The 17,152-nt window shown below is 55.7% G+C and carries 9 protein-coding genes and 1 tRNA gene; 1 reads left to right on the forward strand and 9 read right to left on the reverse strand.

The window, feature by feature from the left end:
- Positions 1–190: 190 nt before the first annotated feature.
- Entirely contained in the window at positions 191–3,136 is a 2,946-nt protein-coding gene (locus tag V3C20_RS09085; RefSeq protein WP_330935357.1) for a hypothetical protein, read from the reverse strand.
- A gap of 288 nt (positions 3,137–3,424) precedes the next feature.
- On the opposite strand from V3C20_RS09085, the gene V3C20_RS09090 reads away from it, so the two are divergent.
- Positions 3,425–7,375 (forward strand): hypothetical protein, encoded by a 3,951-nt coding sequence (locus V3C20_RS09090; RefSeq protein WP_330935358.1) that lies wholly within the window; start codon positions 3,425–3,427, stop codon positions 7,373–7,375.
- 133 nt (positions 7,376–7,508) lie between these two features.
- On the opposite strand, the gene V3C20_RS09095 is transcribed toward V3C20_RS09090, so the two are convergent.
- The 8 genes from V3C20_RS09095 to V3C20_RS09130 all read right to left on the reverse strand — a co-directional run bounded on the left by V3C20_RS09095 (position 7,509) and on the right by V3C20_RS09130 (position 17,038).
- On the reverse strand, positions 7,509–9,071 hold the full coding sequence (locus V3C20_RS09095) for a sodium:solute symporter (RefSeq protein ID WP_130084582.1): 1,563 nt from the start codon (positions 9,069–9,071) through the stop codon (positions 7,509–7,511).
- 66 nt (positions 9,072–9,137) lie between these two features.
- Positions 9,138–10,745 (reverse strand): CTP synthase, encoded by a 1,608-nt coding sequence (locus tag V3C20_RS09100; RefSeq protein ID WP_130084581.1) that lies wholly within the window; start codon positions 10,743–10,745, stop codon positions 9,138–9,140.
- 14 nt (positions 10,746–10,759) lie between these two features.
- The gene (kdsB, locus tag V3C20_RS09105) at positions 10,760–11,509 is read right to left on the reverse strand and encodes a 3-deoxy-manno-octulosonate cytidylyltransferase (protein ID WP_130084580.1); all 750 of its coding nucleotides are present in this window, start codon (positions 11,507–11,509) and stop codon (positions 10,760–10,762) included.
- A gap of 100 nt (positions 11,510–11,609) precedes the next feature.
- Complete coding sequence (locus V3C20_RS09110) at positions 11,610–13,148, reverse strand: hypothetical protein (RefSeq protein WP_130084579.1); 1,539 nt, start codon at positions 13,146–13,148, stop codon at positions 11,610–11,612.
- 51 nt (positions 13,149–13,199) lie between these two features.
- A tRNA-Ala gene (locus V3C20_RS09115) sits at positions 13,200–13,275 on the reverse strand.
- Between the two features lie 463 nt (positions 13,276–13,738).
- Positions 13,739–14,812 (reverse strand): peptidylprolyl isomerase, encoded by a 1,074-nt coding sequence (locus V3C20_RS09120; RefSeq protein ID WP_130084578.1) that lies wholly within the window; start codon positions 14,810–14,812, stop codon positions 13,739–13,741.
- A 23-nt stretch (positions 14,813–14,835) separates the two neighbouring features.
- Positions 14,836–15,930, reverse strand: a complete 1,095-nt coding sequence (locus V3C20_RS09125; RefSeq protein WP_130084577.1) for a type IV pilus twitching motility protein PilT — start codon at positions 15,928–15,930, stop codon at positions 14,836–14,838.
- 25 nt (positions 15,931–15,955) lie between these two features.
- Positions 15,956–17,038 carry a type IV pilus twitching motility protein PilT gene (locus V3C20_RS09130; protein ID WP_067573776.1) on the reverse strand — a complete coding sequence of 361 codons (1,083 nt, stop codon included), beginning with the start codon at positions 17,036–17,038 and terminating at the stop codon, positions 15,956–15,958.
- Positions 17,039–17,152: the final 114 nt, after the last annotated feature.

Genomic DNA, 17,152 nt, shown 5'->3' on the forward strand with positions numbered 1-17,152 from the left:
GATGTGGAATATTATGCAACAAGAAAAAACGAAACCTGGAGACGGCGGCCCGCAGATAAAAAGCCGCCGCGTTCCGGGAAAAGGAAGGCGGCGGCTGTCAATGATTGCCGAATGCTGAAAGAAAAGGGCGGTAGGAAAAGGGGAGGGATTCCCGGACAGGAAGCCCTTCAACCCATTTTTTACTTCTTTATCACACCTCTTCAGGTGAGAGCCATCGGAAGGAAACAATGTTGAAGCGTCGGCCAAAAGCCTTGTTCACCGCACTCAAATCCGTCGTTTCCAGCGCCCCGGTCTTCATGTTCACCTTCGTTGCCGCCGTCTCGGGACTGTTCACAGGGTCCACGTAGTTGATGCCACGCTGCACCACCGCCTCGCACCACGCACGGGAAAGCACCACTCCCTCCCGGCTCGTCACTTCCCCGTAGGCGCGGATTGTAAACGTGTCGTCGCGCGTCGTCAGGATGTTGCCCAGCACCGCAAGCACGTCCGACTGGATCAGGTAGCCGGGAGCCGCCGTGAAGACCGACCCCTTGGCCGCATCCGCGTTCGGATAACCCGCCTTGGGTGTGATGACCATGTCCGTGAGTTCGTCAAAGGTGCTGTTGATTGAGCTTTCGTCAATGGCCGCCTGAAGCGCCCCCTTCACCCCCATCTCTCCGCTCTGCAGGCGGCGGTTGATGAAGTCGGACATGTTCAGGAAGGGGCCCCTCTTCTTGACTTCCTTGACCATGTTGTCGGCCAGTGCGCGGATCTGCGTGTCGCTGAGCGTGCGCAGGTCCGACCAGGCCATGGCCTCCCCGTCGGGGATGCCGTTGGTGATGCCAATGGAGCCGTAGTCGTCCACGTGGGACTTGTTGCTGCTGGCCACCCCGAAGCGGGAGAAATTGGCCTGGTTGCCGCTCAGCACCGAGGGCCTGCCGTTGGAAGAGTAGAGGAGCTTGCGGTTCTTGAGGCCCATGAGCATGGCCTCCCAGGCTCTCCGGGAGGTGGAGTTGACGTTGAAGCCCCCGGCGATGGGCAGGTACTTGGCGGAGAGCTTGTAGCCCTCGTCGGTTTTGGCCAGCTCGTCGATGACCGCTTCGGCGGGCTTGCCCTGAAGGTCCGGGGAGAGGCGCCTGTTGGCAATGCCTGCGGCCTTGTTGGAGGAAGTGTCCGTGGAGAAGGCCTCCTTGAGGACGGCCTTGAGGTCCTCTTTGGCGGAGCCGCCGATGCTGCGGGGCCGCGCGGCCAGGGATGAGGTGAACCAGGAGTCCCAGAGGGCGTCGTTGATCATCAGTCCGTGGTCCCAGAAGTCTCCCAGGGAGGCGTCGCCCATGATTTCATTGTGGGAGAATACCTTGTCGGCAGGCAGCATGGGGTCGGCAAAGGAGTTTCCGATGCCCACGCCCGGAACGCCTGACTGGTAGGCGAAGCGCTTGGCGATGGCAGCCCTGGAATCGGTCTTGTACCATCCGGGAGTAAGCCTGAATCCTGCGAATCCGGCGAGGCTGGAGGGCTGCTGGAATGGGAGTTCGGCGGCCACAATCTTGTTGACCTGTTCGGCGCCGGGTCCGCCGAAGGGGGAGAGTCGGGTGCCGTCGTTGGAGAGGATGTTGGAGATGGTGATGGGGAAGAAGTCGCTGTTGGCATTTTTGACCTCGAACTGGTAGGGGCTGTATGAGCGTCCGAGTTCGGATGCGGTGGGCATCTGGCCGCCCCAGAAGAGGGGGCTGGAGTGCTGCCAAGTCTTGGCGCGGTAGTCCTTGCCTTCCGGGTAGGCTCCGATGACCGGAGGCTTGCCCCATTTTACTGAAACCCCGTAGTAGGCTACGAATGTGGAGTCCTCTGCCGCAGTACCGTAAAAGCCCCGGCGTTTTCTGTTGTCATCCGGTCCTTCATTGTCCAGGAACATGTCGGCCGGGAGCTTGACTTGATCAAGCAGGGGCTTTTCCCAGGCACCCCAGTTGAGGTTTAGGATAGCAGGCATGGCTTTGTCAAATACGGCAGGGTCACTGCCGTTTGATAATGAACCGGATTGGCCTAGCTGTCTGGGATTCATGATCCCGGAAACCATGACAAGAGTACCGAGTTTTTTGGATTGAGAGGAAAATTCATCCGTGTATTTCGTGCAGAGGACAATGTTGTGCGGCGTATAATTGAGGTCGTCCAGATCTTCCGCAAATTTAATGGACATCATGGCGGTGCCTCTGTCCTCATAGCCGCTTCCGGATAAATACTGATATTGAATACCGTCAGCCTGGTTGATGGCATAGGAACTGACCTGCCCCGGATCCTGAGTCCAGCCTTCCTTGAAGGCGAAGTTGTCCACGCGGATGTCATTTTTGTTGGCCTTGGACTGGGTGACCGCGTTGCCATGTTCAATTTTGGCTACGACAGGATGTGCAAAAATGACGATTTCTCCGGCTTTAAGTACGGAAGGTTCTCCCGCCTTGCCTACGCCGCCAGAAAGCAATTCCGAAGTTTTACGGAACGACGCTCCGAAGTCGGCAATCTGCCTGTTGTTGTAACCGTCATTGGGTGAATAGGGAGAGAATGGAGATTCGGAATAAGTCGCTGAAGAGGGATCCCAATTCTCAATCAGGTTGGCCTGCATGCGTGAATAGTTGTTCGTCTGCATGATCGGCATGTATCGGTGTTCCCCGAAGTAGGAGCCCCAGGGGCCGCCGTCCGCCCCGGTGAACGTCATGTCCACGTTGTACGGGTTCCACCACACGTACACCGGGATGACGGAGACGCGCACGTCAATGTGGCCGCCGCGGGAGCCGTGTTGGGCGTTGCGCTTGACGTAGTTGATCCCCACGAAGGAATAGAAGCGCAGCAGGATGGGATGGCGCATGTAGGTGTAGCGGTTGTCCATCATTTCCATGTTGGCGGAGGCGTCCGCGGCTACCAGCGTGCTGGGCGTCTGCCCATTCCATTGCAGTGTGGCGGAGGCATCCTGGCCGTCCCTTTTGGTTGAAGAGTCCCACACATTGGCCCACAGGTGGAGCTGGTTCCAGGAGCCTATCGGCCGGTTCTGTTCCGTCGGAGTTCCGTCCTCCGTGGCGTAGGGACGCAGGCCGATGTCCGCCGTATCTCCACGGAACTCCTCAGGCAGTTTTTCCTGGGAAAGAAGAATGTTCAAGTCCTTCTTCAAGCCACCGAATTTGGAATCCGCATTTATCTTTATAACCTCAATAAAACATTTGATTATAAATGAATAAAAATATTATTCCAATTCATCTCAGAGCTCAAATAAAGGGAAAATTCCGGTTCGGAAAACAAGGTTTCAGCATCCTTTTTCAACCAATTTTAGGCTTGCATGCACCCTCCGCTTTTTATAAGGTTCGGAGATAAGAATTGGCTTTTCGCCTTTCCATATTAGTGGATGGCTTGGCAACTCCAAACTAATAGGAAGACGTCTCGCTAAAAACCATAGCTTTTCATGAAGATCAAACCTTCCAAAAAACGCCCTATTAAACACGTCAGCAAGGGTTTCGCTCTCATTGCCACCATCACCTTGATGATGCTCCTGGCCCTCCTGAGCGTAGGCCTTCTTACCATCGCATCCTCCCAGGTGCGCATCTCCGAGAAACAGCTCTTCGCTGCTGAGGCCAAGTCCCTGGCCAGATTCTCCCTGGAAGTATCCCTGGGACAGCTCCAGTGCGAGCTGGGACCCGACCAGCGCGTTTCCGCCAACTCCGGCATTCTCTCTTCCGGCACCAGCGAAGGAAGCTCCCCCTACATCCTGGGCGCCTGGAACAGCTGGGACACCTGGCTCAACAGGAATAATTCCTCAGGCATGAGCATCGCTTCCACTTACGATACCGGCAGAAGCTCCATGTTCCGCCGCTGGCTGATTTCCGACCCCGACCTGCGCAGGCTCAGCACCCTGGAAGCCGGAAAAAACCTTCTGGGCCAAAGGACCCGTTCCAACCGCAATTTCCGCAGCGTCTGCCTGCTGGGCCCCGGCACCGCAGGGACTCCGGTGGGAGCCCGCAACCAGGACAAAAAGGAAATCTACGCCCGGCTGGTGCGCGTGGATGATTTTTCCAGGAATACGGGGCTGAAAAAGAATGCCAACAACCGCAAAAACATTGCCTGGTGGATTACGCCGGAAAACCAGAAGGCACGCATCAACCTGATGCCCCATGCCTCCCAGGAAAGCACCGACACGCTGACCGTTTTGCGCTCCACCTGGGATACCCCCGGCCCGGATCTGGACACCCTCAATATTGCCTCATTAATGTCGGAAAGCTCCAGCGACGATTCATCTGCAGCCAGAAAATTGATCTCCCGTGACACGCTTCTTGCCAACAGCAAAAACGGCCGCCTGAAAGACCTGGGAGAGCTTTACCATGACATCACCCTGGTTTCTTCCAGCCTCCAGACGGATTCCAAATTCGGCGGTTTGAAGAAGGACTTGAATATTATGCTGTCCCAGGAAAAACTGCCTGAGGAGTTCCGTGGAGATACGGCGGACATCGGCCTGCGTCCCTACGCCACGGAGGACGGAACTCCGACGGAACAGAACCGGCCGATAGGCTCCTGGAACCAGCTCCACCTGTGGGCCAATGTGTGGGACTCTTCAACCAAAAGGGACGGCCAGGATGCCTCCGCCGCGCTGGAATGGAATGGACAGACGCCCAGCACGCTGGTAGCCGCGGACGCTTCCGCCAACATGGGAATGATGGACAACCGCTACACCTACATGCGCCATCCCATCCTGCTGCGTTACTACAATTTCATTGGGACCTATCTGACAAAGAACGATTTCCAGGCCCAGAACGGCGGCTGGATCAACACGTCCGTCTCCGTCATCCCCGTCTTTGTCTGGTGGAACCCGTACAATGTGGACATGAAAATGGAAGGGGCGTCCGGCTCCCCGTGGGGTTCCTACTTCGGGGAACACCGTTTCATGCCCATGCTGTTTGCGGACAATGTCAACGGAAGCAGCCAGCCTCTTTCCGACTTGAGAAGATATACGGAACATCCGCTGACTCCTTACACCCAGGGTTCCTATGGCGCCGTAAATGACCGCCAGATTGCCGACTTCGGCGCTTCCTACAGAAAGTCGGCACGCCTGAACGACAGCACCGGAGAGGTAAACAAGGGGGACGTATCCATCCTCAAGGCCGGGGAAATCGTCGTCTTTGCCCTTCCCTCCACCACGCGTACCGACAAAATCCAGCAAGGAGCCGTTTACAAATCCAAAATCAACGGGAATGACATCCGGACGGACAACTTCGCCCTTCGGGAAGGCTGGCCGCAGGACCTGAGCGAGATGGCTTCCTACGGCGTCAACATTTATACGGGACTCCAGTACCAGTATTTTGAAAACACCGAATTCGACACGCCTACCAAATATACGTTCTGGGCCCGGTTTGCGGAAACGGATGATGAACTGGTGGGCAACAATGGCAACAAATCATGGGGCACTCCTCCCGACCATGTTCTGTGCCATAAGTATACGGACGAGTTTTCCTCGGCATCCAAAAAGCTGCGCACGTTTGTCATGGGCGCCGGGCTCATGAACCCCGGCCAGATAGGGAAGCCTACGACGCTCTCCGGCTCCTCCACAACCGATCCGGAAGTTTTCGCTAAAATCTCCCCTGCCATGCTCAACCTGAACTGGGGATTTGAAGAACAAATCATCCAGGCCACAAGGATTCCGACGACCGGATGGACCAACAATACCAGCGGAGACTCCAATGAAAACGATTCCAAGCGGGGCAAATTCGCAGAACCGGAATCCGGAGGACCGTATCCCTACTTCATCGCCTATTATGGAGTCTCCGCCAAATGGGGCAAGACTCCCGTCGTAGGCGCCTACCCGGAAGGCAAGGACTACCGCGCCAAGACTTGGCAGCACTCCAGCCCCCTCTTCTGGGGCGGCCAGATGCCCACCGCATCCGAACTCGGACGCTCATACAGCCCCTACCAGTTCGAGGTCAAGCAATCCAACAGCGACTTCTTCCAGATCACCATCTCCAACATCCTCTCCAACGACGGCACCCGACTCTCCCCCTTCGGCGGACCCGGCGCCGAACAGGTCAACAAGATTGTGGCCGCCGAACTCCCATTCCAGCAGCCCTCCAGCCTCGCCGGATTCGCAGGATTCAGGCTTACTCCCGGATGGTACAAGACCGATTCCAGGGCTGCCATCGCCAAGCGCTTCGCCTACCAGTCAGGCGTTCCGGGCGTGGGCATCGGAAACTCCTTTGCCGACCCCATGCTGCCTGCCGACAAGGTATTCTCCCACAATGAAATCATGGGCGACGCCTCCCTGGGAGACTTCTGGGACCACGGACTGATGATCAACGACGCCCTCTGGGACTCCTGGTTCACCTCATCCCTGGCCGCGCGGCCCCGCAGCATCGGCGGCTCCGCCAAAGAGGACCTCAAGGCCGTCCTCAAGGAGGCCTTCTCCACGGACACTTCCTCCAACAAGGCCGCAGGCATTGCCAACAGGCGCCTCTCCCCGGACCTTCAGGGCAAGCCCGCCGAAGCGGTCATCGACGAGCTGGCCAAAACCGACGAGGGCTACAAGCTCTCCGCCAAGTACCTGCCCATCGCCGGGGGCTTCAACGTCAACTCCACCTCCCGGAGAGCCTGGGAGGCCATGCTCATGGGCCTCAAGAACCGCAAGCTCCTCTACTCTTCCAACGGCAGGCCCTCGGTGCTGAGCGGCAACCAGGCCAATTTCTCCCGCTTCGGGGTGGCCAGCAGCAACAAGTCCCACGTGGACGACTACGGCTCCATTGGCATCACCAACGGCATCCCCGACGGGGAGGCCATGGCCTGGTCGGACCTGCGCACGCTCAGCGACACGCAGATCCGCGCACTGGCCGACAACATGGTCAAGGAAGTCAAGAAGAGGGGCCCCTTCCTGAACATGTCCGACTTCATCAACCGCCGCCTGCAGAGCGGAGAGATGGGGGTGAAGGGGGCGCTTCAGGCGGCCATTGACGAAAGCTCAATCAACAGCACCTTTGACGAACTCACGGACATGGTCATCACACCCAAGGCGGGTTATCCGAACGCGGATGCGGCCAAGGGGTCGGTCTTCACGGCGGCTCCCGGCTACCTGATCCAGTCGGACGTGCTTGCGGTGCTGGGCAACATCCTGACGACGCGCGACGACACGTTTACAATCCGCGCCTACGGGGAAGTGACGAGCCGGGAGGGAGTGGTGCTTTCCCGTGCGTGGTGCGAGGCGGTGGTGCAGCGTGGCATCAACTACGTGGACCCTGTGAACAGTCCCGAGACGGCGGCAACGAAGGTGAACATGAAGACCGGGGCGCTGGAAACGACGGATTTGAGTGCGGTGAACAAGGCTTTTGGCCGACGCTTCAACATTGTTTCCTTCCGATGGCTCTCACCTGAAGAGGTGTGATGCGTGGAGAAAAGGAGAGGGGTAAAGGTAACAGCGTTTGTCCGGAGGGAGTCCGTGGCACGCGTCGGGTTCCTTGCATGTCCCCAGGTTTTTCTTGTCCGTAAATTGTGATTCCGGGAAGGAATAATGCCCTTTAACGGGGAAGTTCGTGACGGCTGCGGAAGCACAGTCCGACGAAGAATGTTGCCAGGGTGCCGATGGTGACGCGCCAGGGAAAGGCTATTTCCGGAATATGCTGTTCCCAGGAAGCCGGGAGAGGAATGAGTCCGGTCAGAACAGCTATGACGATGAAGCCTGCCGCCATGGCAAGGATGTTGCCGGTGTCGTTGCCCCTGGTGCGGGTCAGCATTCCCAGCAGGAAGATGCCGAGCAGGGATCCATACGTGTAGCCGAAGATGCCGAGAGCAATTTGGATAATGCGTACTTCCGGATGATGTACTACGTACCAGGCCGTGACGGAGCCCACCATAATGAGCAGCAGGGAAAATCCCACCGTGCCCCACCGCACGCACCGGAGCAGCTGGCGTTCCGTGGCGTCCGGCTTGAAGATGCCCTGGTACCAGTCCTTCGTGGCGGTGGTCGCTAGGGAATTGAGTGCTGTGGACAGAGACCCCATGGCGGTTGCGAGCAGTCCGGCGATGAGTAGCCCGCGGACTCCGCCGGGCAGTTCATGAATGATGAAGTAGGGGAATACGTGCAATTTGGGCGTGTCTGCGGGCAGGGCTGCCGGATTGTACTGGTAAAAGACGTACAGGAGAATGCCCGTGAAGAGGAACAGGAGGACGATGGGGAAGTCCATCAGGCCGGATACAATGACTGCGCGGGTTCCGGCCTTGCTGTTTTTTGCAGCCAGCATGCGCTGGACCATGTCTTGGTCCGTCCCGTGTGTAGCCATCGTGATGAACGTAGCGCCCAGAAACGCTGCCCATACCGTATATTCCTGTCCCAGAATGTGGGAACACTGTTCCAGGAAGCTGAGTCCTTTTTCCGTTCCCCAGGAAAAGAATTTCCAGTCATCCCCTCCGTTCATGACGGCGGAAATGGAGTCCCAGCCGCCGGGAATGTGGGAGAACAGTATCCAAAGGGCGGAGAGCATGGAGACGCCGAGTACCGCCGCCTGAAGTACGTCTGTCCAGACGACAGCTTTCAGTCCGCCTATGGCCGTATAAATGGTGGTGGCAATGCTGATGATGACCAGAGCGGCGATGTAGAGCAGGACTATCTGTTCGGAATCTGCCGGAGTATTGGTGATAAACTGATAAGCAATGACAAGCAGAATGCCTGCAAAGTAGAGCCTGGTTCCGCTGGCCAGAACCCGGCTGATCAGGAAGACCATGGAGGCAGTGCGCCGGGTCAGCAGTCCGAACCGTTTTTCCAGATATTCATAAATGGAGACTACCTTATAGTCGTAATAAGGTTTGAGGAAGAGCTTGCCGACGATAATACGGCCCAGAATCGTGCCTATGCAGAGCTGGGCATAGGTGAAGTTGCGGGTATGGTAGCCTTCCCCCGGCGCTCCCAGGAAGGTGGCCGCGCTGATTTCCGCAGCCAGGATGGAGGCCAGGATGGCCCACCAGGGCAGGGAACGGTTTCCCAGAGCATAATCCGTCAGGGTTTTTTGTTTGCGGCCCGCGTAGATGCCAATGCCGAAGATGGCCAGAAAGTAGGTGGCTATGACGAGGGAGTCCGTAAACATGCCGGGAGAGGAAGAGTTTTTCCGGAATTTCAGCTCCGGAAAAACTCTTGCAGGTCAGGGATGGGATCAGGAGCGGCTTTTATATTCCAGCGCTGCAGAGACCAAGCCGGAGAAGAGCGGATGAGCCCTGTTGGGTGCTGACTGGAATTCCGGATGGTACTGGCAGGCGATGAAGAAGGGGTGGGTTGGGAGTTCCACTACCTCCACCAGTCCGTGCTCATCGTTGATGGCGCTGATGACCAGACCCGCTTTTTCCAGATCTTCACGGTAGGCTGGGTTGAACTCGTAACGGTGGCGGTGGCGTTCGTTGACGTTATCTTTGCCGTAAAGCTTGTGTGCCAGGGTTCCCGGTGTGATCAGTGCCTTGTAGGCGCCCAGGCGCATGGTGGCCCCCATGTTTTCAATGCCTTTCTGTTCTTCCTGAAGGCAGATGACGGGGTAGGGCGTAGCCTTGTTGAATTCCGTGGAGTTGGCGTCGTCCATGCCGCAAATGTGGCGTGCATATTCAATAACGGCTACCTGCATGCCCAAGCAGATGCCCATGAAGGGAATGCCCTTGGTGCGCGCATATTGTACGGCTTGTATTTTTCCTTCAATACCCCGGTCGCCGAAGCCGCCGGGCACCAAAAGGCCATCCACGGAACCGATCAGGGCTTCCGCTCCCTTTTCTTCCAGTTCTTCCGCATCCACCCGCAGGATTTCCACGCGGGCGTCATTTTCCGCGCCGGCATGGGTAAAGGATTCATAAATGGACTTATAGGCATCCTGAAGGGCGATGTATTTGCCGACAACGGCGATTCTTACGGAATGGCTGGGGCTGACGACCCTGCCTACGTAGCGCTGCCAGTCCGCCAGATTCGGGGGAGGGACGTCCAGTCCCAGGCGTTTTGTCACGATGCGGTCGATTTTGTCCTGGCTGAGGTCCAGGGGGCATTCGTAAATGGTGTTTTTCACGTCACGGAACGCAATGACATTTTTAGCCTCTACGTTGCAGAACATGGCGATTTTGCGGCGTTCGTCCTCGCTCATGTCGTATTCCGTCCGGCAGATGATGACGTCGGGTTGAATGCCGATTTCCCGGAGTTTTGCGACGGATTGCTGCGTAGGCTTAGTTTTCATCTCCCCGGCCGCCTTGATGTAGGGGAGCAGGGTGACGTGGATGAAACAGACGTTGTCCCGGCCCACTTCTAGGGCAAATTGGCGGAGGGCTTCCAGGAAGATGTGGCCTTCCATGTCTCCTACCGTGCCTCCGATTTCCGTGATGATGATGTCCACGTCGGATTTTTCCGTCACTTCATAGAGCCTGTTCTTGATTTCATCCGTAACGTGGGGGATGTATTGGACCGTCTTGCCCAGGTAGTCGCCGCGGCGTTCCTTTCTCAATACGTTTTCAAAGACTTGCCCGGAGGTGAGGTTGTTGAGGCGGGAAAGGCTGCAATGGACGAAGCGTTCATAGTGCCCCAGGTCCAGGTCCGTTTCCGCACCGTCATTCAGAACGTACACTTCTCCATGCTGGAACGGGCTCATGGTGCCCGGATCCACGTTGAGGTAGGGATCGAATTTCTGCAGGGTCACTTTCAGTCCGCAGCGTTCCAGCAGAGTGCCGATGGATGCGGCTGCCAAGCCCTTGCCCAGAGATGATACGACGCCGCCTGTGACGAAGATGTATTTCATGATAATGTCTGTTCCTAGTGTGTATTTAATAAAATCTGTTCGACCTGGGCCGCCTGTTCCGGCGTATCCACTCCCACGCTGACATGGTCCGTCAGGATGACTCTGATTTTGGCCCCATTTTCCAGTGCGCGCAATTGTTCCAGGGATTCCGTGAGTTCCAGGGGGGTAGGTTTCCAGCAGACATAGTTTGCAAGGAAGTCCCGGCGGTAGGCATAAATGCCAAGATGCCTGAGGGGCGGGGAAATACGTGAATTGCGGGCGAATGGGATGGCGGACCGGGAAAAATAAAGCGCATCTCCGCTGCCGGCAAGAACCACTTTTACAATGTTGGGATTGTCCAGGTCTTCTTCTCTGTCAATGGGGCAGGCGACAGTGGCCATGGGAAGGGCGGGATCTGTTGCCAGCACATCAGCCAGGCGGTCGATCAGGGCCGGATCAATGAGAGGCTCATCCCCCTGGATGTTGACGATGTGGGTGGCGGAAGGAAACGCTTGGACGGCTTCCGCCAGACGGTCACTGCCGCTGGGATGGCCCGGAGAGGTCATGATCGCCTTTGCCCCGAACGCCAGCGACGCCCCAAGGATACGTTCGTCATCCGTGGCAATGGCCATGTCGTCCAGCCGGCTGCAGCGGGCAACCCGCTCCCATACGTGTTGGACAAGTGGTTTTCCGGCAATGGGATGAAGAGGTTTGCCGGGGAATCTGGAAGAACCCCAGCGCGCCGGGATAAGGCCAATGATGTGTTGGAGACGGGCGGATGCCATGGAGAGGTTAAACGTTTCGGGACCTTATCAATTCCCCTCCGAATAGTCCAGCCTCAAGCAATGAAAGAAGACGGTTTTTCTGAAAAATGAAATGGAGTATTCAGCAGGGAATTCCGGAAGGGCTGGGGAGCGCGGCTTTTTCTTTCTTCTGCTGTATCATGAGAGGAACATATTCCCTGCGCATATGGATGGAAACGTACAATCCCTCTCTTTTGGCACAGGAGAACAAGACCTTGATGATTCCCAGTGAAATGATGTCCTCAGTAATAGAAGTACTTTCCCCGAAAATGAAAAAGAAACCCAGAGGACGGGTAAGGTAAATGGCTGTAACGAACAGAATACCTAGGCTGTATTTGCTGTAGCGGTAAATGCGGCCGACTTGCCATGCATAGACCATGCCAATGATGGATATGATGAAATATAATGTGAGACCTACATATCCAATGGTCTGAATAGTAGATACCGGGCCGCTGTGCCATAATCCGTTCCAGGCAAAGGAGAGCTGCTGGTTATTGGTGAGATGGTAAGCTTCTTCGTAAATGTTTGCTTTGAGGATATTGATGTCGCGCGCGAATCCATCGCCGAACACCTTATCCTGAATGAATCTTTCCCTGTCGTCAAAAGCCCATTTCCACATTTCAACTCTCCATTCGGTGGAAGCCAGTGCATTCTCCCTGGCCTGGGAATTGACTTCGAGAAATGGGAGGACAGATAAGATGCGTTGTATCCCAAAAGGAAGTTCAAGCAAGGTTTTTGAGGAAGAGAGAAGCATAAGCATACCTAGCCCGAGAAGGGGGACTACAATGCTGACAAACCATCGCTTGTAAAGTAAGCAGACGATAAAAAAGAGCAACAGGATAACGGCAAGGGTGGAACGGAACCCACTAATTAAAATGCCTGCGCATGCCGAGGCTGCCAACAATCCCCACCAGGGGCGTTTAATCATCTGCCATACAGAGTATTTTAAGATAAGCACTTGAAGTACCAGTGTGGAAATGGCCAGAAAAGATGAATTTCGTCCATCTTCATTCATTTCTGTTCCCACATTCCCCGCCATGCCTTCTGCTGACTCGGGAGAGAGTAATGCCCTTGCCGTTTGGACCAGTGTAAAGAAAAGGATCAGGGCAATAGACCATTGGAGTACTTTTCCTAGCTCCTGGCTGCTTGTTTTCAATGAAGACAGACATACATATGCCAGCAGCGCCTGCAGAAACATGATATAGCCCTTACCTCCATAGTAATCTTCCAGAATGTTTATTCCCAATCCAAAGGGATGAGTCAGAAAAACATAGGCAACATGGATGAAAAGAAGGAAAATTAAGGTATCCAGCAGAGGAATAGAATTCCAGGTCAAGCTGGAGCGTCTGAGCATGACATTCCATAAATAAAAGGGCAGCACGACAGAATAGGCGAATAGGGGAGCATAGGAATTAATTGAAAAAGGAATAAAGAGAGGAGGAATGAGTATCCAGAGATACCATACCTTTTCCTTCATCATGTATAGTCCTGCCAAGGCGAACGGGGCTATGGCAAGGGCAATGGAAACTGGATCGCCGTCTGCGGATACAAGGCCCCCGACAATGGCGAGAAGAATGGCAATGACTGAAATCAGTGTAATCTTGAATAAGTCGCCATTCATAACGCGGTCTGAAATTCTGTACGGGACAAACCGGCAGCAGAAAAAGATGGATGGTGGAGTATAGGGGATTCGAACCCCTGACCTTCTCATTGCGAACGAGACGCTCTACCAACTGAGCTAATACCCCTCTAGGAATTACCGGAGGCAAGCTACTCGACATCCTTGTGGAGATCAAGCACAATTGAATACAGGAAGGCAATTTTTTTATAATGCCCTTAAGCATATAGCGGCCCCTTTACTGCGGTGTGTTGAAAACCCGCGGAAATCAGAGGAATCCCTGATGAATTGTTGTTTCTTCGCCCCTATTGATAATATGCGGATGAAGTTCCGTGCTCAATAGGTTAGAATTTATTTTATTTCAGGCGGTCCTGATTTTCTTTCCTGTTCCGTGTAGCAGCAAATTTGTATCGCGGGAAGGAGAATGCTTTTTAGCAAGATCATCTTTCTCCGGATTTTGCCAAGGAGAGATTCCTCGTGATGACAGATCATTCCGGCAATGAATGCGGCAGAAGAATAACGCCTCCTTCCAAATGAAAAATAAGAAAGATGCCGTGGGGGATCGCCCGGTTCTTCCGGAACTCCGGTGTGGTTTAATGTTTTTGTTTGTTTTTGATGCGGTTTTTAAGATGGGCTTCTTCAATAAGACCGTCCATGTATAATCCTGTGGCTTGCGCCCTTCTGAGGCTTTGGGCTGCATTTCTCAAAGCAGGCAGCACCTCCTCATAGGATGGGACGCGTCCTTTCTTCAAGGGGGAGGCTTCCATGATGTGCCATCCCCATTTGCTTTTGACGAGCACAGGCGTGTTGTCAGGCAGGGAGGCAATGTCCAGATCCAAGGTTTCCGCAGTACGGGCCGGGTTGATCCAGCCCAGGGAGCCTCCGGCGGAAGCCGTCCGTTCATCTTCGCTGGTACTTTTGGCAAGCCGTTCGAAGGATTCTCCGGCCCGCAGGCGCGCCAACAGGGCTTCCGCCGCCTGCTTGACCTGATTGTCATCCTTGTGCAGGGTGGAGAGGAAAATGTGTCTGGCCTGCCGCAAATCCGGCGTTTTAAGCCTGTCCTTGACCAGATTGTAGTAGATTTTCAGTTCTTCGTCGGTAGGATCCGCAACCTTGATGGTTGCGCGGTAAAGCTGTTCCGTCTGCTTGAGGCGGGCGGCAATTTTCTGCCGGAGCTGCTCTTCGTTGAGTTTCTGGCCGTGGAGCATTTCCAAATATTTCTCCCTGTCGCCGTCAAAACGGGACTGGATTTGCTTTTCCGCCTGGGCGGCTTCCGCATTGCGGTTGGGGAGCTGCAAATCGTTGACCCGGGTTTTCAGGCGCAGGAGAGAGGAGCTGATGAGGTCATATCTAGCACGGGGGACCAGCTCCTTCTGCACATCCAGTTCATGGGTGAGCGTCATGCCGTCTCCCATGTCCAGCACGGCGGGCTGGCGCAGAATGCCCAGCTCCGCAATTCTCCTGTTCAGCTGGTTGGCGGTAAGCGGTTCTCCGTAAACTTCCGCGATGCGTTCGGAATTGTCTCCGGGCGGCCCCGGCATGGGTTTCAGGTAGGCATCCATCCTGCCCGCCAGGAAGCCGTGCCAAATGAACAAGTCCCCCACCAGATAGAGCAGGAACGCTCCATAGATCACGAGCTTGAACGTGAATTTTCCGGTGGGGGACATAAGGGGCAAGGTACGACGGAGGCTTAGTTTCCACCACCGGAATCCGCCAGACGGGCCGACTCGGGGGGCAGGAAGTTGCGGAACCTCTTCTTTTCAATGCTCTTCATGTAAGCTTCTTCCGGGGAAACGATGCCCTGCTGGAGCTTTTGCCAGATGGCGTCGTCCATGAATTGCATCCCCATGGATTTGCCGCCCACGATGACATCCGGAATCTTTTGCGTAGCGCCTTCGCGGATGATGGCGCCCACGGCGGGAGTGGCAAAGAGGATTTCATTGACGGCCACGCGTCCCGGCTTGTCGCTGCGCTTCATCAGGAGCTGGGCCACGACGCCGCGGAGGGAACCCGCAAGCATGGTGCGCACCTGTGACTGCTGATCGGAGGGGAAGACGTCAATAATACGGTCAATGGTTTTACTGGCGTTGTTCGTGTGCAGGGTACCGAAGACCAGAAGGCCGGTTTCCGCGGCGGTGAGAGCCAGGGAGATGGTTTCCAGGTCGCGCATTTCCCCCACAAGCACGATGTCGGAGTCTTCGCGGAGGGAAGCCCGCAAGCCGTCCGCGAAGGAAGGCGTCTGCAGGGGAACCTCCCTCTGGGTGACGATGGATTTTTTATTGGGGTGGACAAATTCGATAGGTTCTTCCACCGTGATGATATGCCGTGCCTGGTTGCTGTTGATGTAGTCGATGATGGCGGCCAGCGTGGTGGATTTACCGGAACCGGTGGGGCCGGTAACCAGCACCAGGCCGGACCTCATGTGGGCGAATTCCTTGACCACCGTTGGAACGCCCAGCTCTTCCAGCGTAGCGATTTTTGTGGGAATGAGACGGAAGACGGCGCCCAGTCCATGCTGCTGCTTAAAGTAGTTGCAGCGGAAGCGGGAAGTTTCGTCCATTTCATAGGCAAAGTCCAGATCGCCTTCTTCCAGATATTTCTGGAATGCCTGCGGGTCGCAGATTTCCGAGAGCAGGGTCTTGAATGCCTGGCCTTCCAGATTTTCATCAGAGATGGCGGAAATGGTGCCGTTGACACGGATTTTTGGGGGCTGGCCTTCGCTGAGGTGAAGGTCGGAGCCTCCGGATTCTACGAGATATTTGAAGTATTGGTCGATAACAGCCATAACAGGAATGTGTCAAAGTTAAAGGTTACTTGATGCCCAGGAAGGCTTTCATGATGGTTTTGTCTTCGGAGCGGAAGAGACAGTCGTCTGCGGTGATGAGCCCCGCTTGGTAAAGGGCCCTGAGTGAGTCGTCCATCAGAATCATGCCTTGGGCCTTTCCTGTCTGGATGCAGCCGGGAATCATGAAGGTCTTGCCTTCGCGGATGCAGTTGGCAATGGCGGGCGTGTTGACGAGCATTTCAATGGCGAGGGCGCGGCCGTTGCCGTCCGCCCGGGGAACAAGCTGCTGGGAAATGATGCCGCGCAGGGATTCACTGACCATGATGCGGATCTGGTCGCGCTGTTCCACCGGGAAGACGTCCAGCACGCGGTCCACCGTGCGGGCTGCGGATCCCGTGTGCAGCGTGCCGAGCACCAGGTGGCCCGTTTCCGCGGCGGTGAGAGCCAGGGAAATGGTTTCCAGGTCGCGCATTTCCCCCACCATGATGACGTCCGGGTCTTCACGGAGCGCGCCGCGCAGAGCCCGTGCGAAGGATTCCGTGTGCTTGTGCACTTCACGCTGGTTGACGTGGCAGTTTTTAGAGGGAATGATGTATTCGATGGGGTCTTCAAGCGTGATGATGTGGTCGTGGCGATCCTGGTTGATGAAGTCCACGATGGAGGCCAGCGTCGTTGATTTACCGGAACCCACGGAGCCCGTCACCAAAATGAGGCCGTTGGTGTAGCGGGTCAGAGGCACCACATAGTCCGTCGGCAGCCCGATTTCCTCCATGGTGCGGACTTTCGTGTTGATGATACGGAAGCAGATGTCGTAGCCCAGGCGCTGCTTGACAACGGAGGCGCGGTAGCGGCCGAAGTCGTTGGCATAGGCAAAGTCCACGTCGCCGCGCTGCTGAAGGCGGTTCCATTCAGGCTCCTCCAGAAATCCCCGGGCCAGGATTTCCGTGTCCTTGGGGGTGAGGTTGGGGGCTTCTTCCCAAATGGGCAGAAGCTGGCCGAACCGGCGCCATGTGGGGCGGCTGTTGACGGCAAGGTGGATATCGGAACAGTCAAAGTCCTGTCCAAGCTTAAGATATCCGTCGACGTGGGGCAAAATGTATTCGCTCATGTTTTGAATGCAGCAAACTGATAAAGCTACATACTAGCGGAAAGGGGCCTTTTTTGACCAGCAAAAAATAAAAAGTCCTCCACTTTCGGAACCGCCGTAAAAATAGCGTTTTTC

It is taken from the genome of Akkermansia sp. RCC_12PD (assembly GCF_036417355.1).
GTDB lineage: Bacteria > Verrucomicrobiota > Verrucomicrobiia > Verrucomicrobiales > Akkermansiaceae > Akkermansia.